Raw genomic sequence first — 21,574 nt, 5'->3', positions numbered from 1 at the left:
AATCCTTCCGAGTGCACATCAGACACCTATTATTATAGTAGGTGTTTTTTTATTTCTAAGCTTTCCAAAGAACGAAAAGGTGAAGGATGAGAACCCTCAACGGTTGACTTTAAGGTTCGAAATGTAGCGAAGCGAAATTCATGAGGGGCATAGCGTATGGAAGTGTGAATGAGTAATCCTTCCGAGTGCACAAAAAAGCCTCCTTAAATTATAAAGAGGCTTCTATTAGCGGTGATTGTATGTTGATTTTCTTTTAATCAGCTCAGCATGACAAGCAAAACAATCACCGTTAATATCGAGAGAAAAAATCTTACGTAACTCATAATTGATTTTATTTTGTTGTCACTAATAAGGCCAGCGTTAACTTAGATACCCCCAATTAATTCTTTGAATAGGTCAATTAGTTCGATAAAGTGAAGGTATAGGTTCGATTACCTTCTTTAAAGCTGGACGTAATCTTATGAGAATCTGTCTGCGTTTCGTCTATATCCCAAACCTGGATGCTATCATCTATCTCAACAAATAAACGTTCTTCCATTGAATCTAAATACCATTCACCGATAATGCCGGGAAGATCACTCGGATCGCACTTCGTAGCACCTTCGTTGATCTCATATGTGCCATTGGGATAATAAGTAATGAAGTTATCAGTGACACATGAGTTTGGGAGAAGTGTGCCTAGATCAATTTCGATTTGCTGAATCTGCCAGGTTTTCCCAAACGCATCTTGACCGGAGAACAAATCTGCTCGACTCAAGGGTCTTGGGGTACTTTCAGAGCAGCTATAAATAATTAGGGAAATAAGGATTAAACGTAAAAAAGCCATAGTTGTGTGATTTACAACTATGGCAAGCTTTTTTGAATTTACCCCTAAGGGTTATTCGATTTCAGACTAAGAAAGTACCTCTTTTACTTTTTCAGCAGCATCTTTTAAGACAATTGCTGACGTAACTTTCAATCCAGAATCTTCAATGATTTTTGCACCTTCTTCAGCATTGGTTCCCTGGAGTCTCACAATAATAGGTACATGAATATCTCCGATATTCTTGTAAGCCTCTACAACTCCATTAGCTACTCTATCGCATCGTACGATACCACCAAATATGTTGATAAGAATTGCCTTTACGTTAGGATCTTTTAAGATAATTCTAAATCCAGCTTCCACTGTTTGTGCATTGGCCCCACCTCCTACATCAAGGAAGTTGGCAGGCTCTCCACCTGAAAGTTTAATGATATCCATAGTGGCCATTGCAAGACCGGCTCCATTAACCATACAGCCAACATTACCATCGAGTTTTACATAGTTTAATCCTGATTTTCCCGCTTCTACTTCCAGTGGATCTTCTTCAGTAAGGTCTCTTAGTTCTGCAATGTCTTTATGTCTATATAGTGCGTTATCGTCAATATTAACTTTAGCATCTACAGCCAAAATCTTGTTGTCTGATGTCTTTAGAACTGGATTAATTTCGAATTGAGAAGCGTCAGTTCCCTCATAAGCTCTGTATAGTGCAAAGATGAACTTGACCATTCCCTTGAAAGCTTCTCCTTCCAGACCCAGAGCGAATGCTACTTTTCTAGCCTGGAAACCTTGAAGCCCAACAGCCGGATCAATCCACTCCTTTACAATTTTATCTGGAGTTTCTTCAGCTACAGTTTCAATGTCCATACCACCTTCTGTAGATGCCATGATCACATTTTTGCCTGTTCCTCTATCTAGTAAAATTGATAGGTAGTATTCTTTTGGATCAGATTCGCCAGGATAGTAAACGTCCTGCGCGATAAGAACCTTGTTTACTTTCTTTCCGTCAGCACCTGTTTGGTGGGTAACTAGTGTACCTCCAAGAATACCTTTTGCTTTTGGTGCAACTTCATCAAGGCCTTTTGCCAATACCACACCATTCGAACCGGTCTCGTTTACCTTTCCTTTACCTCTGCCACCTGCATGAATTTGAGCTTTAATTACATACCACTCTGTTCCGGTTTCTCTGTTCAATTCTTTCGCAGCTTCAACTGCTTTATCAGGCGTGTCAGCGACTGCACCCTCCTGGATGGCAACTCCGTATGATTTGAGAATTTCTTTGGCTTGGTATTCGTGAATATTCATGTGTACTGTTTGTTTATCAATGGTCACATGGAATTTTCATTAAAAATTCTTTTTCTATGATCAATCTAGAATTAGAATTTTGTAATGCTCATTTCATGGGAAATAAATTTTCTGCGAAGCTAAATCATCGCAGACGTATAACCAAGATTGAGTACTAATGAGTTGGTTCAATTGAAGTAGATAATCATATCTTTGCCGGCATGCTCACAGCCGATAATATTCACAAATCATACAACGGATTAAACGTTTTGAAGGGGATAAATCTTTCCATTAATAGGGAAGAGGTGGTGAGCATAGTTGGAACTTCGGGTGCAGGAAAAAGCACATTACTGCATATTTTGGGCACGCTTGACATCCCAGATCAAGGGAAGGTTTTATTTAATAAAACGGAAGTTTCATCTCTGAATCCCAAAAGGATGGCGCAATTTAGAAATGAGGAAATAGGCTTTATCTTTCAATTTCACAACCTTTTCCCTGAATTTACTGCAGTAGAAAATGTTTGCATTCCAGCGTTTATAAAGGGAGATAGAAATGCCGAGAGTCGTGCCAAAGAACTATTAAAAATACTTGGACTATCTGATCGTGAAAATCATAAGCCATCTGAGCTTTCAGGTGGTGAGCAACAGCGTGTATCTGTCGCCAGGGCTTTAATTAATGAACCATCTATTGTCTTTGCGGATGAGCCAAGTGGGAATCTGGATTCTCAGAGTGCAGACGATCTGCATCAACTTTTCTTTGATCTAAGAAACAAAATGGGTCAAACTTTTGTCATAGTGACGCATAATATGGAATTGGCAGGTATGGCTGATAGAAAGCTAGAAATAAAAGACGGAATAATAACTGCTTGAGTATTTGAGTCAAGGAGTTAAATACATGCTGTTTGCTTCTTTCACTTTCACTCTGATGAAGGTGTGTGTAAAGCTAGTGCCACATATTCCGGCGATTGAGATTATTCTTTTCAGGTCCGTAATATCTATGGCTATTAGTCTCTTTTTTCTCACCCGTCAAAGGGTTCCAATCTGGGGAAATAATAAATTGGTCTTGGTTGGACGAGGAGTAGCCGGAGCCATCGCCTTGGTAATCTATTTTAGTTTGCTTCAGCAAATACCCTTAGCTACTGCATCTACTTTGCAATATCTAGCACCTATTTTCACAGCGGTACTTGGAATCTTCTTGGTTGGCGAGAAAGTGAAAAACATTCAATGGTTGTTTTTCGCGATGAGCTTTGCTGGAATATTGGTAATTCAGGGGTTTGACTCACGAATTTCATTTGTTCATGTGGTAATGGGAATCACGGCATCCCTTTTTATGGGTCTGGCTTATAATTTTATTAGGAAGTTGAAAACCAGCGAGCACCCACTTGTCATTATCTTCTATTTTCCATTGATCATGTTACCTATATCTGGTATTTGGTCTTCATTCGTCTGGGTTCAGCCTACCGGCTATGACTGGCTCGTATTGGTTTTGGTTGGTGTAACAACTCAAATTGCGCAATTTTTAATGACCAAGGCCTATCAAAAAGAAGAACTCAATAAGGTTTCAATTCTCACCTATATAGGCATTATCTACTCACTTGCATTTGGGTTCTTCATTTTTGATGAAACCTACAATCTGATAACTTATGGAGGCATGGCACTTGTTTTATCTGGTGTGGTTTTAAATGTCATGTGGAAGAGATCTTAGTGCGGTACGCTCCATTTCTTTAATAATTTAATTAATTGTGATTTATGAAAGGGCTTTTGCAAAAAGTCTTCCATACCTACATCCTTAATTGCTCTGATGTTTTCTTTGTCAACGTTTGCAGATAAGGCAAGAATGGGGCTTTCAAAACCTTCCTCTCTTAGAATTTTGGCTGCAGAAAGTCCATCAAGCACTGGCATTTGGATATCCATCAAAATCAAATTGTATGGCTCTCTTTTGGCTTTTTGAATAGCGTCTTTCCCATTTATTGCTGTTGATACGTCAATTCCGGTCTTCTGAAGAATTCGTTTAATAAGTACCAGATTGACATTATTATCATCAACGGCAAGCACTTTTAGATTTTTGAAATGGAATTCTTCCTGGCTGGCGTCTTGAATCACCTTTTCTTCTTTACCGACTTTTACAGGAATTGAAAATTTAAATGTGGTTCCATGACTCTTTTTAATAGAAGGACTTACGACATTAATTTCTCCACCCATAAGATCAAGCAATTGCTTGCATATTGCTAGTCCAAGCCCTGACCCGCCATACTTTCTTGTAATTGAATTATCAGATTGGGTAAATGCATTAAATATGTCGCTCTGCTTTTCATCAGGTATACCAATTCCTGTATCAGCTACTTCACACATTAATATATGCTGACCATCTATTACTTCTGCAGAAAAAGACACATCAACAAAGCCGACTTTTGTAAACTTAATGGCATTACTAACCAGGTTTAGTAGTATTTGATTGAGCCTGGTTGGATCGCCATTGATGATTTTAGGAACGGTCTCGTCAAATGAATAAGTCAATTCTATTCCATTGTCTCTGGCAGTGTAGGTGTATGGATTTAAATTGGATGTGAATGTTGCTCTGAAATCATAAGGTACTTCTTCCAGCTCTATACGATCCAGGTCAATTTTATTTAAATCCAATACGTCATTTAGCAGCTTTGCCAAATTGGTGCTGGCATTGCTAATCATGTCAATGTACTCTTCTTGAGCTTCATCGATTTCCGTCGATTTTAGCAAATCCGTAAATCCGATGATACCATTGAGTGGCGTACGGATTTCATGACTCATATTTGAAAGGAATCTACCTTTTGCTTTGTTCGCTTCTTCTGCAGCCTCTTTTGCTTCTATTAGATTTTGTTCTGTCTCCTTAATTTTAGTAATATCCTTGGCCACAATCATGATCCCCTCATTTTCATTGCGTGCATTTTTCAAATAGGAAAAAGATGCCGAAGTTGGAAGCAAGCTTTCACCATTTGTTTTGAAGTGAAGCTCTGCATTTTTGTACTTTCCATCTTTTGTCATTTGATTTACAATGACTGGAAAAAGGACAGGGCTATTGTCTAAATCTATAAGCTCGGGTAAATACTTTTCAATTACATTTTTCTCATCCAATCCTAAAGCTTGTGTGAATGCACTATTTACTTGTTTTACATTCATGTTAAGATCCATAACTATAATCAGATCAATCACGCCTTCATACATACTTTGGATATGATCACGTGAGACGGTAGAAATTTTGAGCTCTTGGCCAAGCATGTTTACGCCTGATATGATGGCATCTAAATCATCATCTTCTCCAGAAGGCTCTATGGTGTAGTCAAAGTTTCCGTTGGCTACTTCGAATATTAGCTCACTAATTTCTTCTATTCTCTCTTGTAAAGACTTTTTCACTAGGGTTTCCATTTTGTATAGGGGGTTAAAGATAAGCCCACAGCCTCAACAACAAGGCTGTGAGCAATCTGGCATCAACTAATCACGTTCTTTTGCAATGGTTGTCTCCATCACCTCCATAGCGTAATTATCTTTCGCTTGGAAGTACCCTACACGTTGGTACGGTCTTGCCCCAACTCTTTTCTTTTCTGTGGTTGCTGATATTCCAAAATTTGCTTGCGTGAAACCTAGTTCTTTGGCTCTTTTCACCAGTTCCCAAAGTGCCAGTCTGTATCCTGAATACTGGTATACATACTCATAGTCCATACCGACCAACATAAAGCTATATACATTGTATTCATTTTTATGACAGAAGCAATAAACGATTGGTTGATTGGTTTCAGCATTGTCTTGGTTGATGTATACAAGTCCAAACTCCCAATTAGGATCATCAACCATTTCATCAAACACTTTATCCGGCACCAAAAATGAATTAATGGCAATATTTTTATCGTTCACTGCCTTATGTAGCTTTTTGGCATGAGCGAGCTCATCGTCCGAGAGTTTATCTTTGAATTTTACGTAGCATAGGTTCTCATATTTTTTAACATAGTGCTTAAACCCTTTTTTACTACTTTTAGTCAAGCTCTGTATAAACTCTTCCTCATTGTTCCAAGTGGTCAAATCAGCAATGCATGATTCGGGAAGATCTACTCTTACAAAGCCGGTTTCAGTCATGAAATCATCCAATTCTTTATTTCCAGTTTCCAGGTCTCGAAACATAATGTTTGATGCATTTTCCACTTCCTGGAATTCGTAGAGCTCATTAATTAACTTTTTAAGGGCATCTTTCCAATAGTTATTTTTTTGATTGAGGTATAGATGATTCCCTTCGGTAAAGAGGCTTCCAATGAATATTCCTCTCGAAACCATATAATTAGGGTTGATTTTTCTCTCTTCTTCTAATGCAGTAGAAATTGAAGCTCTAGAAAAAATATCTTCCTTATATAATGTACTGGTATAATAGGTCATGAGTACCACTTCATCTTGATCGTCTTTAATAATGAGGTAGCGGAATTTCCAATTATTAGCCTCTTGCTCATTTTCTTTAAAGGAGCGTTCTAGTAGGTATAGGCCATTCCAATCGAACATCCCTCGTTTGCCAAGGTGATTGTCCCATTCATTTTTATCTATTTCTAAAATGCTGCTTGCTAGCTGAATCTTAAGATCTTGATGATTTGTGTTAATCGTTTCTTCAGATGGCTTAGTTGTAGAAGGCTTCATTTTAAATGCTTTATGAATATTATTCAAAGTCTGCCCCGTTGTCTCCAGTCCTCTCTCAAAATGATATTCCAATTTGTCTACCAGTACTTCAATATCTTCAAGCGTGTTGTGAGTAGACATTGTTATTCGTATACCGATATTCTTTGCAGGAACAGCTGGATAAGGGCCTATATTGACGTACACTCCGTCTTTTACCATTTCTCTAACAATGTAGTTGCCCATATCCATCGTCCCTACACCGATAAAAAAGATCGGGCTATCGTTTTCTTCAACGAGTGGTAAACTTGTTTTCTTTAGCAGTGAGTTGAAGTAGTTAATTTTTGATCTCAACTCATCTTGCATCTCATAGATTTCCTCGCTCATGTGTAAATCAGCAGAAGCCAACGCAGCTCCTAAAGTAGGCGGCTCTATTTGCACCGAGAAAGTTAGTGGTCCACCAAATACATTGACTTTTCGTTGAAATTCTTTATTAGGGAATAATGTCAATCCACCACAAGCGCCAAATGCTTTTCCAAGATTGGAAGTAAGGATCATCTTTCTGTACAGCTTGTAATCCATTTGACTCATTACGTAACCGGTGCCGTACTTACCAGTCCAGCTTGTACCATGAGCATCATCTACGTACAGATGAAGTTGTTCGTATTTCTCGGCAAGGGCTATCATTTCCTTAATAGGAGCATAGTCCCCGTACATGGAATATACTCCATCTGCCATGTACCAGATTCTGTCATATTTACTTCTATTCTTTTTGATTATTTCTTCAAGCATTTCCAGGTTGTTGTGACGGATCATCTCGATTTTTACGCCCTGTGAGAGCATTTTTTTAGCAGATTCTTGAACGCTGGTATGAACCAAATGATCAAGTATAATCAGATCATTTGGTCTGACAATAATTGGAATGGTGGCAAGGTGTGCCAATGTGCAATTTTTTGAAATGACTACTGGCGCATTATACATCTTGGTGATTTTTTCTTCCAATTTTTTGTAAAGTGGGTTAGAAATATATGTACGAGACATAGGGAATTGGACACCATATTTTTCAATAGCTTCTATCGCGCCTTGTTTTAGTTTGGGATGTTGTTCTAATCCCAAATAGCCACAAGTGCCAAAATGCAATACCTTCTTTCCATTGATAGATAAATGTCTTCCATCCAGAATATCCTCATCTGCATGTAAGTGTAGAGATCCTCTTTCTTTGGATACTGAGAATACTGAATCTACTGTATCCAAGATGTTGTTGTGAATAATTTTTGCCATGATTTTGAATGTTTAATTTGTGTGTTGTTGATTATTCAAAAGTATCTTTGGCACATACCTAAAAAGCAGAGGGAAATACCTAAATTGACAATTACGTATTTCACGTAGGCACCAAATACAAAGAAGATGGAAAGAGAATTTAGTACGAACTATGCTGATATGTCTATTGATGGAGGAATAGCACACTTGATTTACAAGCCTCTTGATCTACTAGATATTGATGTTGCAAAACATATGGTAAAGGATAGAATCGAATTTAAGGACGGTACCTCTTACCCTACACTATTTGATATTAGAAATGTGAAATCTACCTCAAAAGATGCTCGTGACTATCTTGCTAATGAAGGTAACGAACTTGTAGTTGCAAGCGCTTTGCTTGTTAATTCCTCGGTAACGAAGATGATAGGTAATTTTTTCATTACTGTGAGCAAGCCTAAAAAACCCACTAAAATTTTCACAGATGAATCAAGAGCTATTGAATGGCTTGAATTTCACCTCGTTGCAGAAGTGAATTAAATTTTCTTACTAATCAAAGCGGTGAAGACTCCTTGACTTTGAAACACCCTTCGGTTTAATTTGCAGCTTCTTTAAAAAATTAAATTCTATGGGACGAGCGTTTGAATATCGAAGGGCTGCTAAAGAGAAGCGTTGGGATAAAATGAGTAAAGTATTCCCTAAGCTTGCCAAAGCGATTACCGTTGCGGCAAGAGAGGGGGGAGAAGATCCCGAAATGAATGCAAAGCTTCGCACGGCCATTCAAAATGCCAAGGCTGAAAACATGCCGAAGGATAACATTGAAAATGCAATCAAGCGTGCCGCAGGAAAGGATTTGGAAGAAATATCTGAGGTTACCTATGAAGGAAAAGGACCGCACGGCGTTCTTGTTTTTGTAGAATGCGCAACAGATAATACTACAAGAACAGTAGCAAACGTTAAATCATACTTTAATAAAGCTGGAGGGAGCTTCGTCCCCAATGGCTCTCTTGAATTTATGTTTGACAGAAAGGCTGTTTTTGAATTTGAGAAAACTGATGAAATGGATGTCGAAGAGTTGGAATTATCTCTGATTGATGGCGGGTTGGAAGAAATTGAGGAAAACGAAGGAATGATCTATGCCTATACAGATTATACCCAGTTTGGCGAGATGAGTAAAATTTTAGAAGATTTATCAATAGATGTGAAAAAAGCTACATTGAAACGGATATCCAACAATCCTGTTGAATTTACAGATGAGCAATTGGAAGAAATTGAGAAAATGCTGGATAAGATTGAGGATGATGATGACGTACAAGCAGTCTACACGAATATTTCCTAGCTAGAGCAATAGAATAATAACAAAAAAAGGGAGCATTTGCTCCCTTTTTTTTGTAACAATTGAATTTTTCTTAAGCAATCTTGCTAATCAAGTCAGCTGCTCTTGCAGAGTACCCTGCTTCATTATCGTACCAGCCAACTACTTTCACAAGATTTCCCTGACATGAAGTAAGCTGAGCGTCGAAAATGTTTGAGTGCGAGTTGCCAACGATATCAATAGATACGATTGGATCCTCTGTATACTCAAGAATGCCTTTCATTGGACCTGCAGCAGCCGCTTTCATCGCTGCATTTACTTGTTCTGCAGTTACATCTTTACTAACCACACAAGTAAGGTCAGTCAAAGAGCCAGTAGGAGTAGGTACTCGCATTGCGATACCATCTAGTTTGCCATTTAGGTGAGGTAGTACTAAACCTACGGCTTTAGCAGCTCCTGTTGACGTTGGGATAATTGAAACGGCAGCAGCTCTTGCTCTTCTCAAATCTTTGTGAGGTGCATCCTGAATTCGCTGATCAGATGTGTAAGCATGCACAGTTGTAATGTATCCTTTTTCGATCCCGAAATTGTCATCCAATACTTTAGCCATAGGAGCTAAACAGTTAGTAGTGCAAGAAGCATTGGACATAATAGTCTCATTGCCAGTTAGGCTATCTTCATTTACACCAAGTACAACTGTGGGGATGTTTCCTTTTGCAGGAGCCGAGATTACCACTTTTTTGGCGCCAGCTTCCAGATGACCACCAGCTCCAGCTTCATCAACGAAAAACCCAGTTGACTCAAGTACGATCTCTACTCCAAGTTTTGACCAAGGAAGATTTTTAGGATCACGCTCCGCAGTAACCGGAATAGCTTTTCCATTCACAATGATATTGTTGTCATCTGCTTCCACGGTTCCAGGGAATCTTCCGTGATTTGAATCATATTTTAGAAGATGAGCCAGTGTATGAGTATCAGTAAGGTCATTGATCGCCACTACCTCTACATTATTCTTTTCAAGGAGCGCACGGAAACTTAACCTCCCAATACGTCCAAATCCGTTAATACCAATTTTCGTTGACATATGATCTTGCTTTGATTTTTGAGGTGCAAAAGTAAAACCACTTTTCGAGCAAATCAATTTTATTCGCAAAGAGACCAGTAAAGTATTGGAGATTGCCTTTCATATCAAAAAACTTTCATCTAGGCTTTTCTTTGGTTAAATAGCGGAATAAACAAATTCTTACCACAAAATGGAAAAAAATAAAAGTATTGCTATCATCATGCTAGCTATGATGGTACTTGTTTCAGCTTGTACGTCAGGTGGAAGTGAAAGCAGCGATAAACTGTCCCTTGATTATGAGAAATTCACTTTGGATAATGGATTAGATGTGGTTCTTCACCAGGACGATTCAGATCCAATTGTTGCAGTAGCAATTATGATCCATGCAGGTTCAAGTAGAGAAAAACCTGGAAGAACCGGATTTGCACACTTTTTTGAACATATGCTATTTCAACGTTCAGAAAATGTTCCGGATGGTGGATTTTTCAAAAACATTGGTGAGTGGGGAGGAACGTTTAATGGAGGGACATGGACTGATGGTACCCAATATTATGAGGTAGTTCCCAAGGATGCTTTGGAGAAGGTTTTATGGATGGAATCCGATCGTATGGGGTTCTTTATTAATGCTGTAACGCTAGCAAGCCTGGAAGGAGAAAAGCCCGTCGTTCAGAACGAAAAACGTCAGAATTATGACAACAGACCATACGGGCATACTAGAAGCGTCATTGCAAAAGCGATTTATCCTGAAGGTCATCCGTATAGCTGGTTGACTATTGGAGAGTTGGAAGACTTAAAAAATGCAACATTAGAAGATGTCAAGGAATTTTACGAAGAGTGGTACGGGCCTAATAATGCAACTATTGTGATTGCAGGAGACATCAACCCTGCGGATGTAAAAACGATGGTTGAAAAGTACTTTGGAGAAATACCATCTAGAGGAACAGATACTACAATGGACCCAATGCCAGTTTCCTTAGATGAAACAAAGGTGATTTACTATGAGGATAATTTCGCAAAATTACCTGAGCTGAGAATGACTTTTCCTACTGTGGAACAGTACCACCCTGATCAATGGGCCTTGGACGCTCTTGGTCAAATTCTTTACGACGGTAAGAGAGCGCCTTTGTATAAGGCAGTTGTAGAGGAAGCCAAACTGGCACCTAGAATTTTTGCTTATAATAGTTCGAGCGAGCTTGCAGGTACTTTCACATTAAGCGTAAGAGCTAATGCTGGCACGGACTTGGATTCGGTCAGAATGGTTATCAATGAGGCATTAAAAACATTTGACGCTGAAGGATTCGATATCAAAGACTTGGATAGAATAAAAGCTGGACTTGAGACTGATTTTTATAACGGTATCAGTAGCGTTTTAAGCAAAGCATTCCAGCTGGCCTCTTACAATGAGTTTGCTGGGAGTCCTGATTTTATAGAAAAAGATATTGCAAACATTCAGGCGGTGACTAAGGATGACGTAATGCGAGTTTTTAGAAAATATGTTCTGGATAAAAACCATGTAGTTACCAATTTTGTACCAAAAGGGTCTCCAGAACTTGCGATACAAGGTGCGATCGCTGCAGATATAAAGGAAGAGGCCATTAACGAATATGGTCAAAGTGAGGTGATAGAAGAAGAAGGTAATCTAACTTATACAAAGACCACTTCTTCATTTGATAGATCTGTTGAGCCTGATTTCGGAGAAACTCCACTAGTAAATCCGCCAACTATTTGGACTTCTGAAACATCCAATGGAATTGAAACTTACGGCGTTGAGGTGAATGAATTACCGCTTGTCAATTTCTCCATGAGAATAGAAGGAGGGCATTATCTGGATTCTCCAGATAAAGTAGGTGTAGCTAATTTGCTAACTGACATTATGATGGAAGGAACCGCAAGTAAAACTCCTGAAGAGCTTGAAGATGCAATCGGGCAACTTGGTGCTTCTATCAATATGTTTAGCAGCAATGAGTACATTCAGATTTCTGGAAACTGTCTGTCCAGAAATTTTGAAGAAACAATGAATTTGGTCAATGAAATACTTCTTGAGCCTCGATGGGATCAGAAAGAGTTTGACCGGATCATAAATCAAACTTTGCAGTCAATTAAGCAGCGGGAGACAAATCCTAATTCTGTTGCCCAGACAGTCTTGGCCAAAAAAATGTATGGTGAAGATCACATATTAAGCCATCCAGCTATCGGGTATGAGGAAACTGTTAGTGAAATAACGATAGAAGACTTGAAAGAATTTTATCAAAATTATTTCGTGCCGAATCTAGCTAATTTTCATATAGCAGGAAGTGTATCTCAGTCTCGAGCAATGGATGCCTTAAGTAGGCTGACTGCTGAGTGGCAATCAAAAGAGGTTCAATTACCTGAATACACTACTCCGAATGTACCACAAGAGCCTCAGGTTTATTTTGTAGATGTTCCAAATGCGAAGCAATCTGTAATAATTATGTCAAGATTTACAGTGCCATCTAACGATCCCGCATACAATGAAATAATGGTAGCCAATGAAAAGTTGGGTGCGGGAACAGCGGGTAGATTATTCCAGATAATGAGAGAGGAAAAGCAATATACATATGGAGCAAGTTCTTTCCCTCAAAGAAATGTGTCGGTTCCAGGTACAATCACAGCTTTTTCGAGTGTGAAGTCCTCCACCACCAAAGATGCGCTAGCAACGTTTAAGGAGATATTTGCAGAATATCCTGATACTTATACAGAAGACGACTTACAAAAAACCAAAACATCTCTGATCAAGGAAAATGCGAGAAGATTTGAGACACTTGGAAGGCTTCTTGGAATTCTTCAAAACATCAGTACTTATGGGCTTCCTAAGAATTACATAGATCAAGAGCAAAAAACAGTAACCGCAGCGACAATAGAAAGTGTCCAGGCTACAGCGAATGACTACTTTGATTTGAGCAATTACATTTTTGTAATAGTAGGAGATAAGGCTACTCAGTATGATCAGCTTCGTGTTAATGGACCTGGCGACCCAGTATTGGTAGATAAATATGGGCAGGATGTTGGAGTGATGTAATCACTTTGAAACCAGCAAATGAAAAAAGCGAAGAATTTTCTTCGCTTTTTTCATTCTGTTCTTTGCAAAACTGAAGTGAGATTCTATATTTGCACTCCCAAAACAAACATGGTCCGTTCGTCTAGGGGTTAGGACGCCAGGTTTTCATCCTGGTAACAGGGGTTCGATTCCCCTACGGACTACAAATATAAGCCTCATACGACATGTATGGGGCTTTTTTGATTTAATGACGATGCCTTAAAAAGGGCAGCTGACTTAGTCAAAGAATTACAATGATGTAACTCTTTACCATAATTCTGTAAATCCTTCCTTTTCACTTTTCGTATATTTGTTAAGTTGAAAAAGGTTATATCCATATCGCTCGCACTTTTGATGCTGACTAGCCATTTGGGTTTTGCTGTGGGAACTCATTTCTGTGGAGGTCTGGCAGTAGAAGCCAAATTAATGATCGGACACGAGCATCTTGACTGTGGCATGGCGGATATGGATAAAGAATGTGAGGGCAAGTCGGAAGGGAAAACCTATCTGGATAAAGTGCCGTGCTGTGATAACGAATACCTCAGTATTGAAGTGGAGGATGAGTTTAAGCCTAGTTTTGAACAAACAGCTTTCAATTTTGAGTTTGTAGCAGCTTTTGCTGTCTTATACCTTGATATCATTTCCGTTGATCAGCAAAATCCTCAATACACGGAATACGACCCACCTCTGGTGACGAAGGACATACCGATCCTTCACCAGGTCTTCATCATATAATACGCATAATATGTCCCTGACAAAATATTGTCAGGAAGGGGAAATCAAAGCCCATTTTGGACTGATGTTTCAGTTTCATTTCAAAACATATTATGCTCAATAGAATCATAAAATACTTCTTAGAAAACAGGCTAGTAACTGTACTTATCCTCATTGGCTTCATCGCCTGGGGAATTATGACAGCTCCTTTTGGATGGAGTGTTGGCTCATTGCCATCTGATCCTGTGCCTGTTGATGCAATTCCGGATATTGGTGAGAACCAACAGATTGTCTTTACAAAATGGCAGGGACGATCACCACAGGATATCGAAGATCAAATCTCATATCCGTTGACCACCTATCTCTTAGGTATTCCCGGAGTGAAGTCCATTCGGAGTTCATCCATATTCGGGTTCTCCAGCATTTACATCATCTTCAATGAGGACATAGAGTTTTACTGGAGTCGATCTCGAATTTTGGAGAAGTTGAATTCAATTCCTTCAGGATTGCTGCCTGATCAGGTGCAACCAACGCTTGGGCCTGATGCCACAGCTCTAGGGCAGGTGTATTGGTACACCATTGAAGGCAGAGACGAAAATGGAAATCCTACCGGAGGGTGGGATCTTCACGAAATTCGGACTGTTCAGGATTTCTATGTGAAGTATGGATTGAATGCTACCGAAGGAGTGTCAGAAGTAGCTTCTATCGGTGGTTTTGTTCAGGAATATCAGATCGATGTAAATCCTGATGCGCTTTTAGCTTACAATATTCCACTTAACCGTGTGATGACAGCCGTGAAACAATCCAATAAAGATGTTGGAGCCAAAACAATAGAAATAAATCAGGCAGAATACCTGGTAAGAGGATTGGGCTACATCAAGTCAGTCGAGGATTTGGAAAAAGCCGTTGTTGCAGTCCAGGACAATATACCAATCCGAGTCAAGGATATCGGAGTAGTGTCGCTCGGCCCTGCCACAAGAAGAGGGTTATTGGACAAGGACGGAGCGGAAGTAGTAGGTGGAGTTGTGGTAGCCAGATATGGTGCCAATCCACTAGAGGTAATCAACAACGTCAAGGAAAAAATCAAGGAGATTGCATCTGGCCTTCCGAAGAAAACTTTTGCGGATGGGACAGAGAGCCAGCTAACAATCGTACCATTCTACGATAGATCACAATTGATCTATGAAACATTGGGAACATTGGAAGAAGCGCTCTCCCTCGAAATCCTAATTTCAATTCTGGTGGTGATTATCATGGTCTACAATCTCAGAGCCTCCTTTCTGATTTCAAGTATTTTACCTATTTCGGTGCTCATGGTATTCATCGCCATGCGTTATTTTGGCGTGGATGCCAATATTGTTGCCCTCTCCGGAATAGCGATTGCCATTGGTACGATGGTAGATCTGGGAATAATCCTTTCTGAAAACATCATCAAACATCTGGATGAAGCTCCTGCAGAACAGAAGTTAGCCATGACTATTTACAATGGTTCTGCGGAAGTTGCCACCGCGATACTCACAGCAGTCTCAACCACCATTGTCAGCTTTATTCCTGTATTCACAATGCAGGCGGCTGAAGGCAAGCTGTTCGGGCCATTGGCCTTTACGAAAACCTTTGCCTTGGTTGCTGCGCTAATTGTATCACTCCTCATTTTACCAACACTGGCTTACTGGTTCTTTGGAGCAAGAATCAAGAATGAGAGTGTTCAGCAAATAATAAATCTCGGATTGATCCTTGTTGGGATTGTCGGCTTGATATTCGGACAAATTTGGGGAGGAATTATGTTGGTTCTTTTTGGTACACTTGTTTTCTTCAAAACTTGGTATAAAAAGAAGCAACATCCTCAAAAATGGTATACTGGGTTAATTGATAAAGCTGAATTAATCCTCGCTGTAATTGGGGTGGTTTGGTTGCTAGGGAAATATTGGTTGCCACTTGGCGCTAGCAATAGTGTATTTGCGAACGTGCTTTTTGTAACGCTGCTGGTAGGTGTTATCCTTGGGGCATTCACTTTGCTACAACATTATTACAAGGCTATTTTGGAATGGTGCCTGGCCAATAAGGTTAAGTTTATGCTCACACCGACTTTGCTCATCCTGTTGGCAGCTAATGTCTGGCTAGGATTTAACTCGGTTTTTGGGTTCATTGCCAAAGGTTTTGATACCATTGGAGTGGAGATTCAATCCACCAACGTATGGTCAAAATTGGCTCATTCTTTTCCTGGAGTTGGAGAAGAATTTATGCCATCATTGGATGAGGGAAGCTTCTTGCTTATGCCTACATCTATGCCACATTCGGGTATCGAGTACAATCGAAAAGTGGTCGGACAACTGGACATGTTGTTAACTAATATTCCTGAGGTGGATCTAACGGTTGGAAAACTAGGAAGGGTCGAATCTGCTCTTGATCCTGCTCCCATATCCATGTACGAGAACGTGATTAATTACAAGCCGGAATATAAGGTGAACCAAAGCGGTCGTCGTGTTCGATTCAAAGTAGATAATGACGGTCGATTTGAATTGAAAAATGGCTCATTCTTAAGTAAGGAGGAGGCCTTGCATAAAGGAATCAAACAGAGCCAACTTATTGAAGATGACAATGGTAAATACTTCAGAAACTGGCGACAAGAAATTCAGTCTCCAGATGACATCTGGAATGAAATAATCAAGGTAACGAAGATTCCAGGCGTGACTTCTGCTCCAAAATTACAGCCCATTGAAACCCGATTAGTGATGCTGCAAACAGGCATGCGTGCCCCAATGGGAATCAAAGTATATGGTCCTAATTTGCAGACGATTCAGGACTTTGGATTACAACTTGAAGAAATACTCAAACAAGTTCCTTCTGTGAAAACAGAAGCTGTCTTTGCCGATCGAATTGTTGGAAAACCTTACATGCATCTGAACATCAATAGAGAGCAAATCGCTCGATATGGACTCAGTATTGAGGATGTTCAGCAAACCATTGAAACTGCCATTGGTGGAATGAAGGTAACTACTACTGTTGAAGGACGCGAAAGATTTCCTGTAAGGGTGAGGTATCCACGGGAACTCAGGGATGATCCTGAATCACTAGCCAAGGTATTGATTTCGACCCCAACTGGAGTGCAAATCCCTCTGGATCAGTTGGTAGAAATAGAATATGTAAGAGGGCCACAAGCCATCAAAAGTGAGGAGACGTTTTTAGTCGGGTATGTCCTCTTTGATAAGCGGGATGGATATGCTGAAGTGGACGTGGTGAATGCTGCTCAGCGCATCATCAAGAAGCAAGTAGAAAATGGTGAACTCAACGTTCCTTCTGGAATCAGCTATAAGTTCTCTGGAAGCTATGAAAACCAAGTTCGAGCCGAGAAACGATTAGGTATTATTGTTCCGTTGGTGCTGGCGATTGTTTTCTTGATTCTCTATTTCCAATTCAAATCAACGACTACCACCCTGATGGTATTTACTGGAATTGCGATGGCCTTTAGTGGTGGTTTCATCATGATTTGGCTCTATGGACAGGACTGGTTTTTTAATTTCACCTTACTAGGAATTGACTTTAGAGACCTCTTTCAAATCAAAACGATTAACCTGAGCGTGGCAGTTTGGGTAGGCTTTATCGCATTATTTGGAATAGCCACAGACGATGGGGTCTTGATGGGTACCTATCTAGATCAAAGTTTTGATCGCAACAGGACCAAATCAATTTCTGAAATACGTGAAGCCGTAGTGGAAGCGGGATTACGAAGAGTTAGACCAGCCGTGATGACTTCTGCTACCACAATTATTGCGTTGCTGCCTATTCTTACCTCAACGGGAAGAGGGTCTGATATCATGATTCCTATGGCAATCCCTGCTTTTGGAGGAATGACCGTTGCTGCTATCACATACTTCGTGGTACCAGTATTGTACTCTATGCGTGAAGAACGAAAACTTAAAAAGCAATGAAAAAGTATCTAATCATAGTATTGACATTGAGTTTAGTATTTTCAGGAAATGCTCAAACGTTGGAAGATTACTTTCAGATTGCTGCAGAAAATAATCCAGGATTACAGGCCAATTATATAACTTTTGAAGCTGCGTTAGAGCGAATACCCCAAGCAAACAGCTTACCAGATCCTACCTTTTCATTCGGATACTTCATATCTCCAGTTGAAACACGGGTAGGTCCGCAACGAGCAAGATTTTCACTAACTCAAATGTTCCCTTGGTTTGGGACGTTAAAGGCAAGTGGTGATGTAGCTGCACTGAATGCCGAGGCACAATATCAGACCTTTTTGGATGCTAAGAATAAGCTCTATTATCAGGTCGCTGCGGCATATTACCCACTTTATGAATTGAACAAATGGATTGAACTGGAAAGCAATAATGCTGAAATCCTGAAGTCTTATAAGACCATTGCTACCACAAAGTTTGAAAATGATGAAGGGACATTGATTGATGCGCTCAGGGTAGATATTATGCTGAAGGATGCTCTGACCAATTTAGAAATTTTGAGAAAGAAAAAGCAACCATTAGTTACCTTATTCAACAAGCTTTTGGACCGAGAGGAGAAAGCAGAAGTTGTTGTTACGGATTCCCTAATGGCTTCTAATTTGGCAATAAATGGAGATTCTTTATTAACCAATAATCCCTTGCTGGACGAATTAGATATTCGACTGGAAGCCAGTAGGAAACAGAAAGTGCTAGCTGAAAAGCAGGGATTACCTAAGCTAGGTGTTGGCCTTGATTACGTGATTGTCGGAAAGCGAACGGATATGGCAGTGCCGGATAATGGTCAAAATGCTTTAATGCCAATGGTCACTGTAGGCATCCCGATTTTCAGAGCCAAGTATAAGTCAGCAAAGAAGGAAGCACTGTTAATGCAGGAAAGTTATTCGCTTCAAAAAAAAGAACGAATCAATCAACTCATATCCAGATATGAAATGGCTGATTTTGATCGTGAAAAATACCAGGACCTTTTGCAACTATACGATAAGCAAATCGCTGAGACACAGCAGGTGCTTAACCTTTTACTTTCTGCTTATAGAAACTCAGGAGGAGCATTCGAAGAGGTATTGCGCACACAACAACAACTCTTGAAGTATAAAAAAATGAAGGCCACAGCTCTTATGAATCATCATTTAGCAGTGGCTCAGCTAAATTATTTGACAGCTAAAAAGTATTAAAATGAAAATATCCATAGGAACACTAATTATTGTGATTGCAGTGACCCTCGCAGGTGGTTTACTAATTGGATGGGCCTTTTTTGGAGAAAGCTCAGAACCTGAGCATTCCCATACTGAAGTCATCAATGGAGAAACCGTTTGGACTTGTTCTATGCATCCTCAAATTCGTCAAGGTGAGCCTGGAAGTTGCCCAATTTGTGGAATGGATCTCATTCCATTGGAAGATGACAATGGGGAAGGAAGTGATCCGATGACCATAACCATGTCACCTACAGCCATGCAACTAGCTAATGTAGTTACCGCAGCAGTGGGAAGCGAATCGGCCAGGAAAACTATTCGATTGAATGGTAAAGTGCAGGAAGACGAGCGATTAATCTTTAACCAGACCACACATTTTCCGGGAAGAATTGAAAAGCTTTCTGTGAATTTCACAGGTGAGTATGTAAGTAAAGGAAGTGTGATTGCAAGTCTATATTCACCGCAATTGGTTACGGCTCAAGAGGAATTGCTTGAGACGTATAAAATCAGGGAAAGCCAGCCAAATTTATATCGAGCAGCCAGAGAAAAGCTGAAAAACTGGAAACTATCAGAGAAGCAAATTGATAGGATTATATCCACAGGTAAAGCGAAAGATCAGTTTACTGTTTTGGCAGATCAGTCTGGCTATGTGACTAGTAAGAAAGTCAACCTTGGAGACTATGTAAATAGAGGCCAAATCCTTTATGAGATTGCCAATCTATCACGCGTGTGGGCGCAGTTCGATGTGTATGAAAACGACCTTTCTTGGATCAATAAAGGGGATTCCATTCAATTCACCATCAGCTCACTTCCGGGACAAATTTTTAAAGGCAAGATTGATTACATCGATCCTGTGATCGACTCTAAAACTCGTGTGACAAAAGCCAGAGTAGTTGTCAATAACGCCGACAGAAACCTAAAGCCGGAAATGTTTGCATCTGGTGAGGTCAAAGCAGAGTTAGCTAATACTAAAAATCAAATAACCGTACCTAAATCAGCTGTCATGTGGACAGGAAAACGCTCCGTAGTTTATGTTAAACAACCCACTGACCAAGGCTTACATTTCAAAATGAGAGAAGTGACTCTTGGCCCGACACTAGGCAATGCTTACATCATTGAAAAAGGGCTTGAAGCAGGAGAGGAAATTGCTGTTAATGGAACATTCAGCATTGATGCCGCCGCTCAGCTTGCAGGTAAGCCAAGTATGATGTCACCTGATGGGGGAGCAGTTATGACTGGTCATAATCATGGAGGAATGAATAAGGCAACCTCACAAAGCAATCATCAAATGAGCGAGTTGAAGGTGAATGAATCCGAACAAACGTTTACGAGTGATCCTGCATTTAAAGAGCAAATACAAGCTGTCTTTTCAGCCTACCTTCCAGTAAAAGACGCCCTCATTCGAAGCGATGTGAATACAGCTAAGAAAGAAGCAGAACGCCTTCAATTAGCAATCAATGAAGTGGATATGAAGTTGGTGAAGAATGAAGCCCACATGGAATGGATGAAGGATTTAGATGTGTTACAGAAAGCTGCTGACGGCATCAGAAATGAAACAGAACTGGAAAAAGCTCGAATGATGCTCTCACCATTGAGTGACCAACTGTTTCATACATTAAAAAAATACGATGTTCGAGTAGAAGGCTATCGTCAATACTGTCCAATGGCTTTTGACAACAAAGGTGCTTTTTGGTTGAGTGATTCAGATGAAGTACTCAATCCTTACTTTGGAGATGCAATGCTAACGTGCGGAAATGTAGAAGAAGAACTTAAATGATATTTAACCTTATAAACAATAGAAAAATGAAAAATGTACTATTTTCACTAGGGCTTGCTGCCCTTATCGCTAGCTGCGGTTCCACAAAAAAGGAAGAAACAACAAAGACACCTGCTAAGGTAGAAGTTTCAGCTTCAGCAAATGCCATTTCGGACTACATGTCAGTCAAGGACGCCTTAGTTCAAACTGACGCATCAGCAGCGAAAGATGCAGCGGTTAAATTAGGTGAATCTGCAACAGCAGAGAATTGGAATGCGGTTGTAATTAAAGCAGTAAAAACAATTGCTTCAAGCGATGATATTGAGACTCAGCGTACAGCGTTTAAAACGGTTACAGATGGGCTGATTGAAGCACTGAAAGCAAATGATTCAAATGATGGAGTGTTTGTTCAATACTGTCCAATGGCTTTTGATAACACAGGAGCAAGCTGGTTAAGTATGTCGGATCAAATTAGAAATCCATATTTCGGTGATAAAATGCTGAAATGTGGTAAAGTAACTGAGGAATTGTAA

General features: G+C 39.8%; 15 protein-coding genes and 1 tRNA gene. 11 read left to right on the top strand and 5 right to left on the bottom strand.

The genetic code is table 11. The features are described from left to right. Positions 1-400 precede the first annotated feature (400 nt). Both ABJG98_RS06420 and sucC read right to left on the bottom strand, forming a co-directional pair. Complete coding sequence (locus tag ABJG98_RS06420; RefSeq protein WP_348278663.1) at positions 401-757, bottom strand: hypothetical protein; 357 nt, start codon at positions 755-757, stop codon at positions 401-403. A gap of 135 nt (positions 758-892) precedes the next feature. Beyond that, positions 893-2,104, bottom strand: coding sequence for an ADP-forming succinate--CoA ligase subunit beta (gene sucC / locus ABJG98_RS06415; protein WP_348278662.1), 1,212 nt, complete (start codon positions 2,102-2,104; stop codon positions 893-895). Between the two features lie 200 nt (positions 2,105-2,304). Between sucC and ABJG98_RS06410 the strand changes: the two genes are divergently transcribed. Together ABJG98_RS06410 and ABJG98_RS06405 are read left to right on the top strand one after the other, a co-directional pair. After that, on the top strand, positions 2,305-2,952 hold the full coding sequence (locus tag ABJG98_RS06410) for an ABC transporter ATP-binding protein (RefSeq protein WP_348278661.1): 648 nt from the start codon (positions 2,305-2,307) through the stop codon (positions 2,950-2,952). Positions 2,953-2,956: 4 nt separating this feature from the next. Next, positions 2,957-3,787: a DMT family transporter gene (locus tag ABJG98_RS06405; RefSeq protein ID WP_348278660.1), complete on the top strand. Its 831-nt coding sequence runs from the start codon at positions 2,957-2,959 to the stop codon at positions 3,785-3,787. Here ABJG98_RS06405 and ABJG98_RS06400 read toward each other — a convergent pair. Together ABJG98_RS06400 and ABJG98_RS06395 are read right to left on the bottom strand one after the other, a co-directional pair. Further along, complete coding sequence (locus ABJG98_RS06400; RefSeq protein WP_348278659.1) at positions 3,784-5,472, bottom strand: ATP-binding protein; 1,689 nt, start codon at positions 5,470-5,472, stop codon at positions 3,784-3,786. The two genes, ABJG98_RS06405 and ABJG98_RS06400, sit on opposite strands and share 4 nt — an antisense overlap. 78 nt (positions 5,473-5,550) lie before the next feature. After that, a complete protein-coding gene (locus ABJG98_RS06395) occupies positions 5,551-7,992 on the bottom strand; it encodes an aminotransferase class I/II-fold pyridoxal phosphate-dependent enzyme (RefSeq protein ID WP_348278658.1) in 2,442 nt (813 codons plus the stop codon). Positions 7,993-8,118: 126 nt separating this feature from the next. Between ABJG98_RS06395 and ABJG98_RS06390 the strand changes: the two genes are divergently transcribed. Next, positions 8,119-8,508 (top strand): hypothetical protein, encoded by a 390-nt coding sequence (locus ABJG98_RS06390; RefSeq protein WP_348278657.1) that lies wholly within the window; start codon positions 8,119-8,121, stop codon positions 8,506-8,508. An 88-nt stretch (positions 8,509-8,596) separates the two neighbouring features. Beyond that, positions 8,597-9,307 (top strand): YebC/PmpR family DNA-binding transcriptional regulator, encoded by a 711-nt coding sequence (locus tag ABJG98_RS06385; protein ID WP_348278656.1) that lies wholly within the window; start codon positions 8,597-8,599, stop codon positions 9,305-9,307. Positions 9,308-9,377: 70 nt separating this feature from the next. Here ABJG98_RS06385 and gap read toward each other — a convergent pair whose 3' ends face one another. Next, a complete protein-coding gene (gene gap / locus ABJG98_RS06380; RefSeq protein WP_348278655.1) occupies positions 9,378-10,367 on the bottom strand; it encodes a type I glyceraldehyde-3-phosphate dehydrogenase in 990 nt (329 codons plus the stop codon). A 169-nt stretch (positions 10,368-10,536) separates the two neighbouring features. Here gap and ABJG98_RS06375 point away from each other — a divergent pair, with 169 nt between their 5' ends. The 7 genes from ABJG98_RS06375 (at position 10,537) to ABJG98_RS06345 (ending at position 21,574) form a co-directional block, all read left to right on the top strand. Then, positions 10,537-13,386, top strand: coding sequence for a pitrilysin family protein (locus tag ABJG98_RS06375; protein WP_348278654.1), 2,850 nt, complete (start codon positions 10,537-10,539; stop codon positions 13,384-13,386). Positions 13,387-13,496: 110 nt separating this feature from the next. Next, positions 13,497-13,568 (top strand) — tRNA-Glu (locus tag ABJG98_RS06370). Positions 13,569-13,722: 154 nt separating this feature from the next. Further along, positions 13,723-14,139: a hypothetical protein gene (locus tag ABJG98_RS06365; RefSeq protein WP_348278653.1), complete on the top strand. Its 417-nt coding sequence runs from the start codon at positions 13,723-13,725 to the stop codon at positions 14,137-14,139. Positions 14,140-14,231: 92 nt separating this feature from the next. After that, the gene (locus ABJG98_RS06360) at positions 14,232-18,047 is read left to right on the top strand and encodes an efflux RND transporter permease subunit (RefSeq protein ID WP_348278652.1); all 3,816 of its coding nucleotides are present in this window, start codon (positions 14,232-14,234) and stop codon (positions 18,045-18,047) included. Continuing rightward, positions 18,044-19,267 (top strand): TolC family protein, encoded by a 1,224-nt coding sequence (locus ABJG98_RS06355; RefSeq protein WP_348278651.1) that lies wholly within the window; start codon positions 18,044-18,046, stop codon positions 19,265-19,267. The genes ABJG98_RS06360 and ABJG98_RS06355 overlap by 4 nt, the downstream gene beginning before the upstream one ends. 1 nt (position 19,268) lies before the next feature. Further along, positions 19,269-21,062 carry an efflux RND transporter periplasmic adaptor subunit gene (locus tag ABJG98_RS06350; RefSeq protein WP_348278650.1) on the top strand — a complete coding sequence of 598 codons (1,794 nt, stop codon included), beginning with the start codon at positions 19,269-19,271 and terminating at the stop codon, positions 21,060-21,062. Positions 21,063-21,088: 26 nt separating this feature from the next. Next, the gene (locus tag ABJG98_RS06345) at positions 21,089-21,574 is read left to right on the top strand and encodes a DUF3347 domain-containing protein (protein ID WP_348278649.1); all 486 of its coding nucleotides are present in this window, start codon (positions 21,089-21,091) and stop codon (positions 21,572-21,574) included.

It is taken from the genome of Ekhidna sp. (assembly GCF_039960695.1).
Classification (GTDB): Bacteria; Bacteroidota; Bacteroidia; order Cytophagales; family Cyclobacteriaceae; genus Ekhidna.
This window is presented reverse-complemented; position numbering and strand designations above follow the sequence as displayed.

Bases quoted from the DNA above. Each gene is read 5' to 3' on its own strand.
- sucC (WP_348278662.1), bottom strand. From the start codon at position 2,104: ATGAATATTCACGAATACCAAGCCAAAGAAATTCTCAAATCATACGGA.
- ABJG98_RS06410 (WP_348278661.1), top strand. From the start codon at position 2,305: ATGCTCACAGCCGATAATATTCACAAATCATACAACGGATTAAACGTT.
- ABJG98_RS06395 (WP_348278658.1), bottom strand. From the start codon at position 7,992: ATGGCAAAAATTATTCACAACAACATCTTGGATACAGTAGATTCAGTA.
- ABJG98_RS06390 (WP_348278657.1), top strand. From the start codon at position 8,119: ATGGAAAGAGAATTTAGTACGAACTATGCTGATATGTCTATTGATGGA.
- ABJG98_RS06385 (WP_348278656.1), top strand. From the start codon at position 8,597: ATGGGACGAGCGTTTGAATATCGAAGGGCTGCTAAAGAGAAGCGTTGG.
- gap (WP_348278655.1), bottom strand. From the start codon at position 10,367: ATGTCAACGAAAATTGGTATTAACGGATTTGGACGTATTGGGAGGTTA.
- ABJG98_RS06375 (WP_348278654.1), top strand. From the start codon at position 10,537: ATGGAAAAAAATAAAAGTATTGCTATCATCATGCTAGCTATGATGGTA.
- ABJG98_RS06360 (WP_348278652.1), top strand. From the start codon at position 14,232: ATGCTCAATAGAATCATAAAATACTTCTTAGAAAACAGGCTAGTAACT.
- ABJG98_RS06355 (WP_348278651.1), top strand. From the start codon at position 18,044: ATGAAAAAGTATCTAATCATAGTATTGACATTGAGTTTAGTATTTTCA.
- ABJG98_RS06350 (WP_348278650.1), top strand. From the start codon at position 19,269: ATGAAAATATCCATAGGAACACTAATTATTGTGATTGCAGTGACCCTC.
- ABJG98_RS06345 (WP_348278649.1), top strand. From the start codon at position 21,089: ATGAAAAATGTACTATTTTCACTAGGGCTTGCTGCCCTTATCGCTAGC.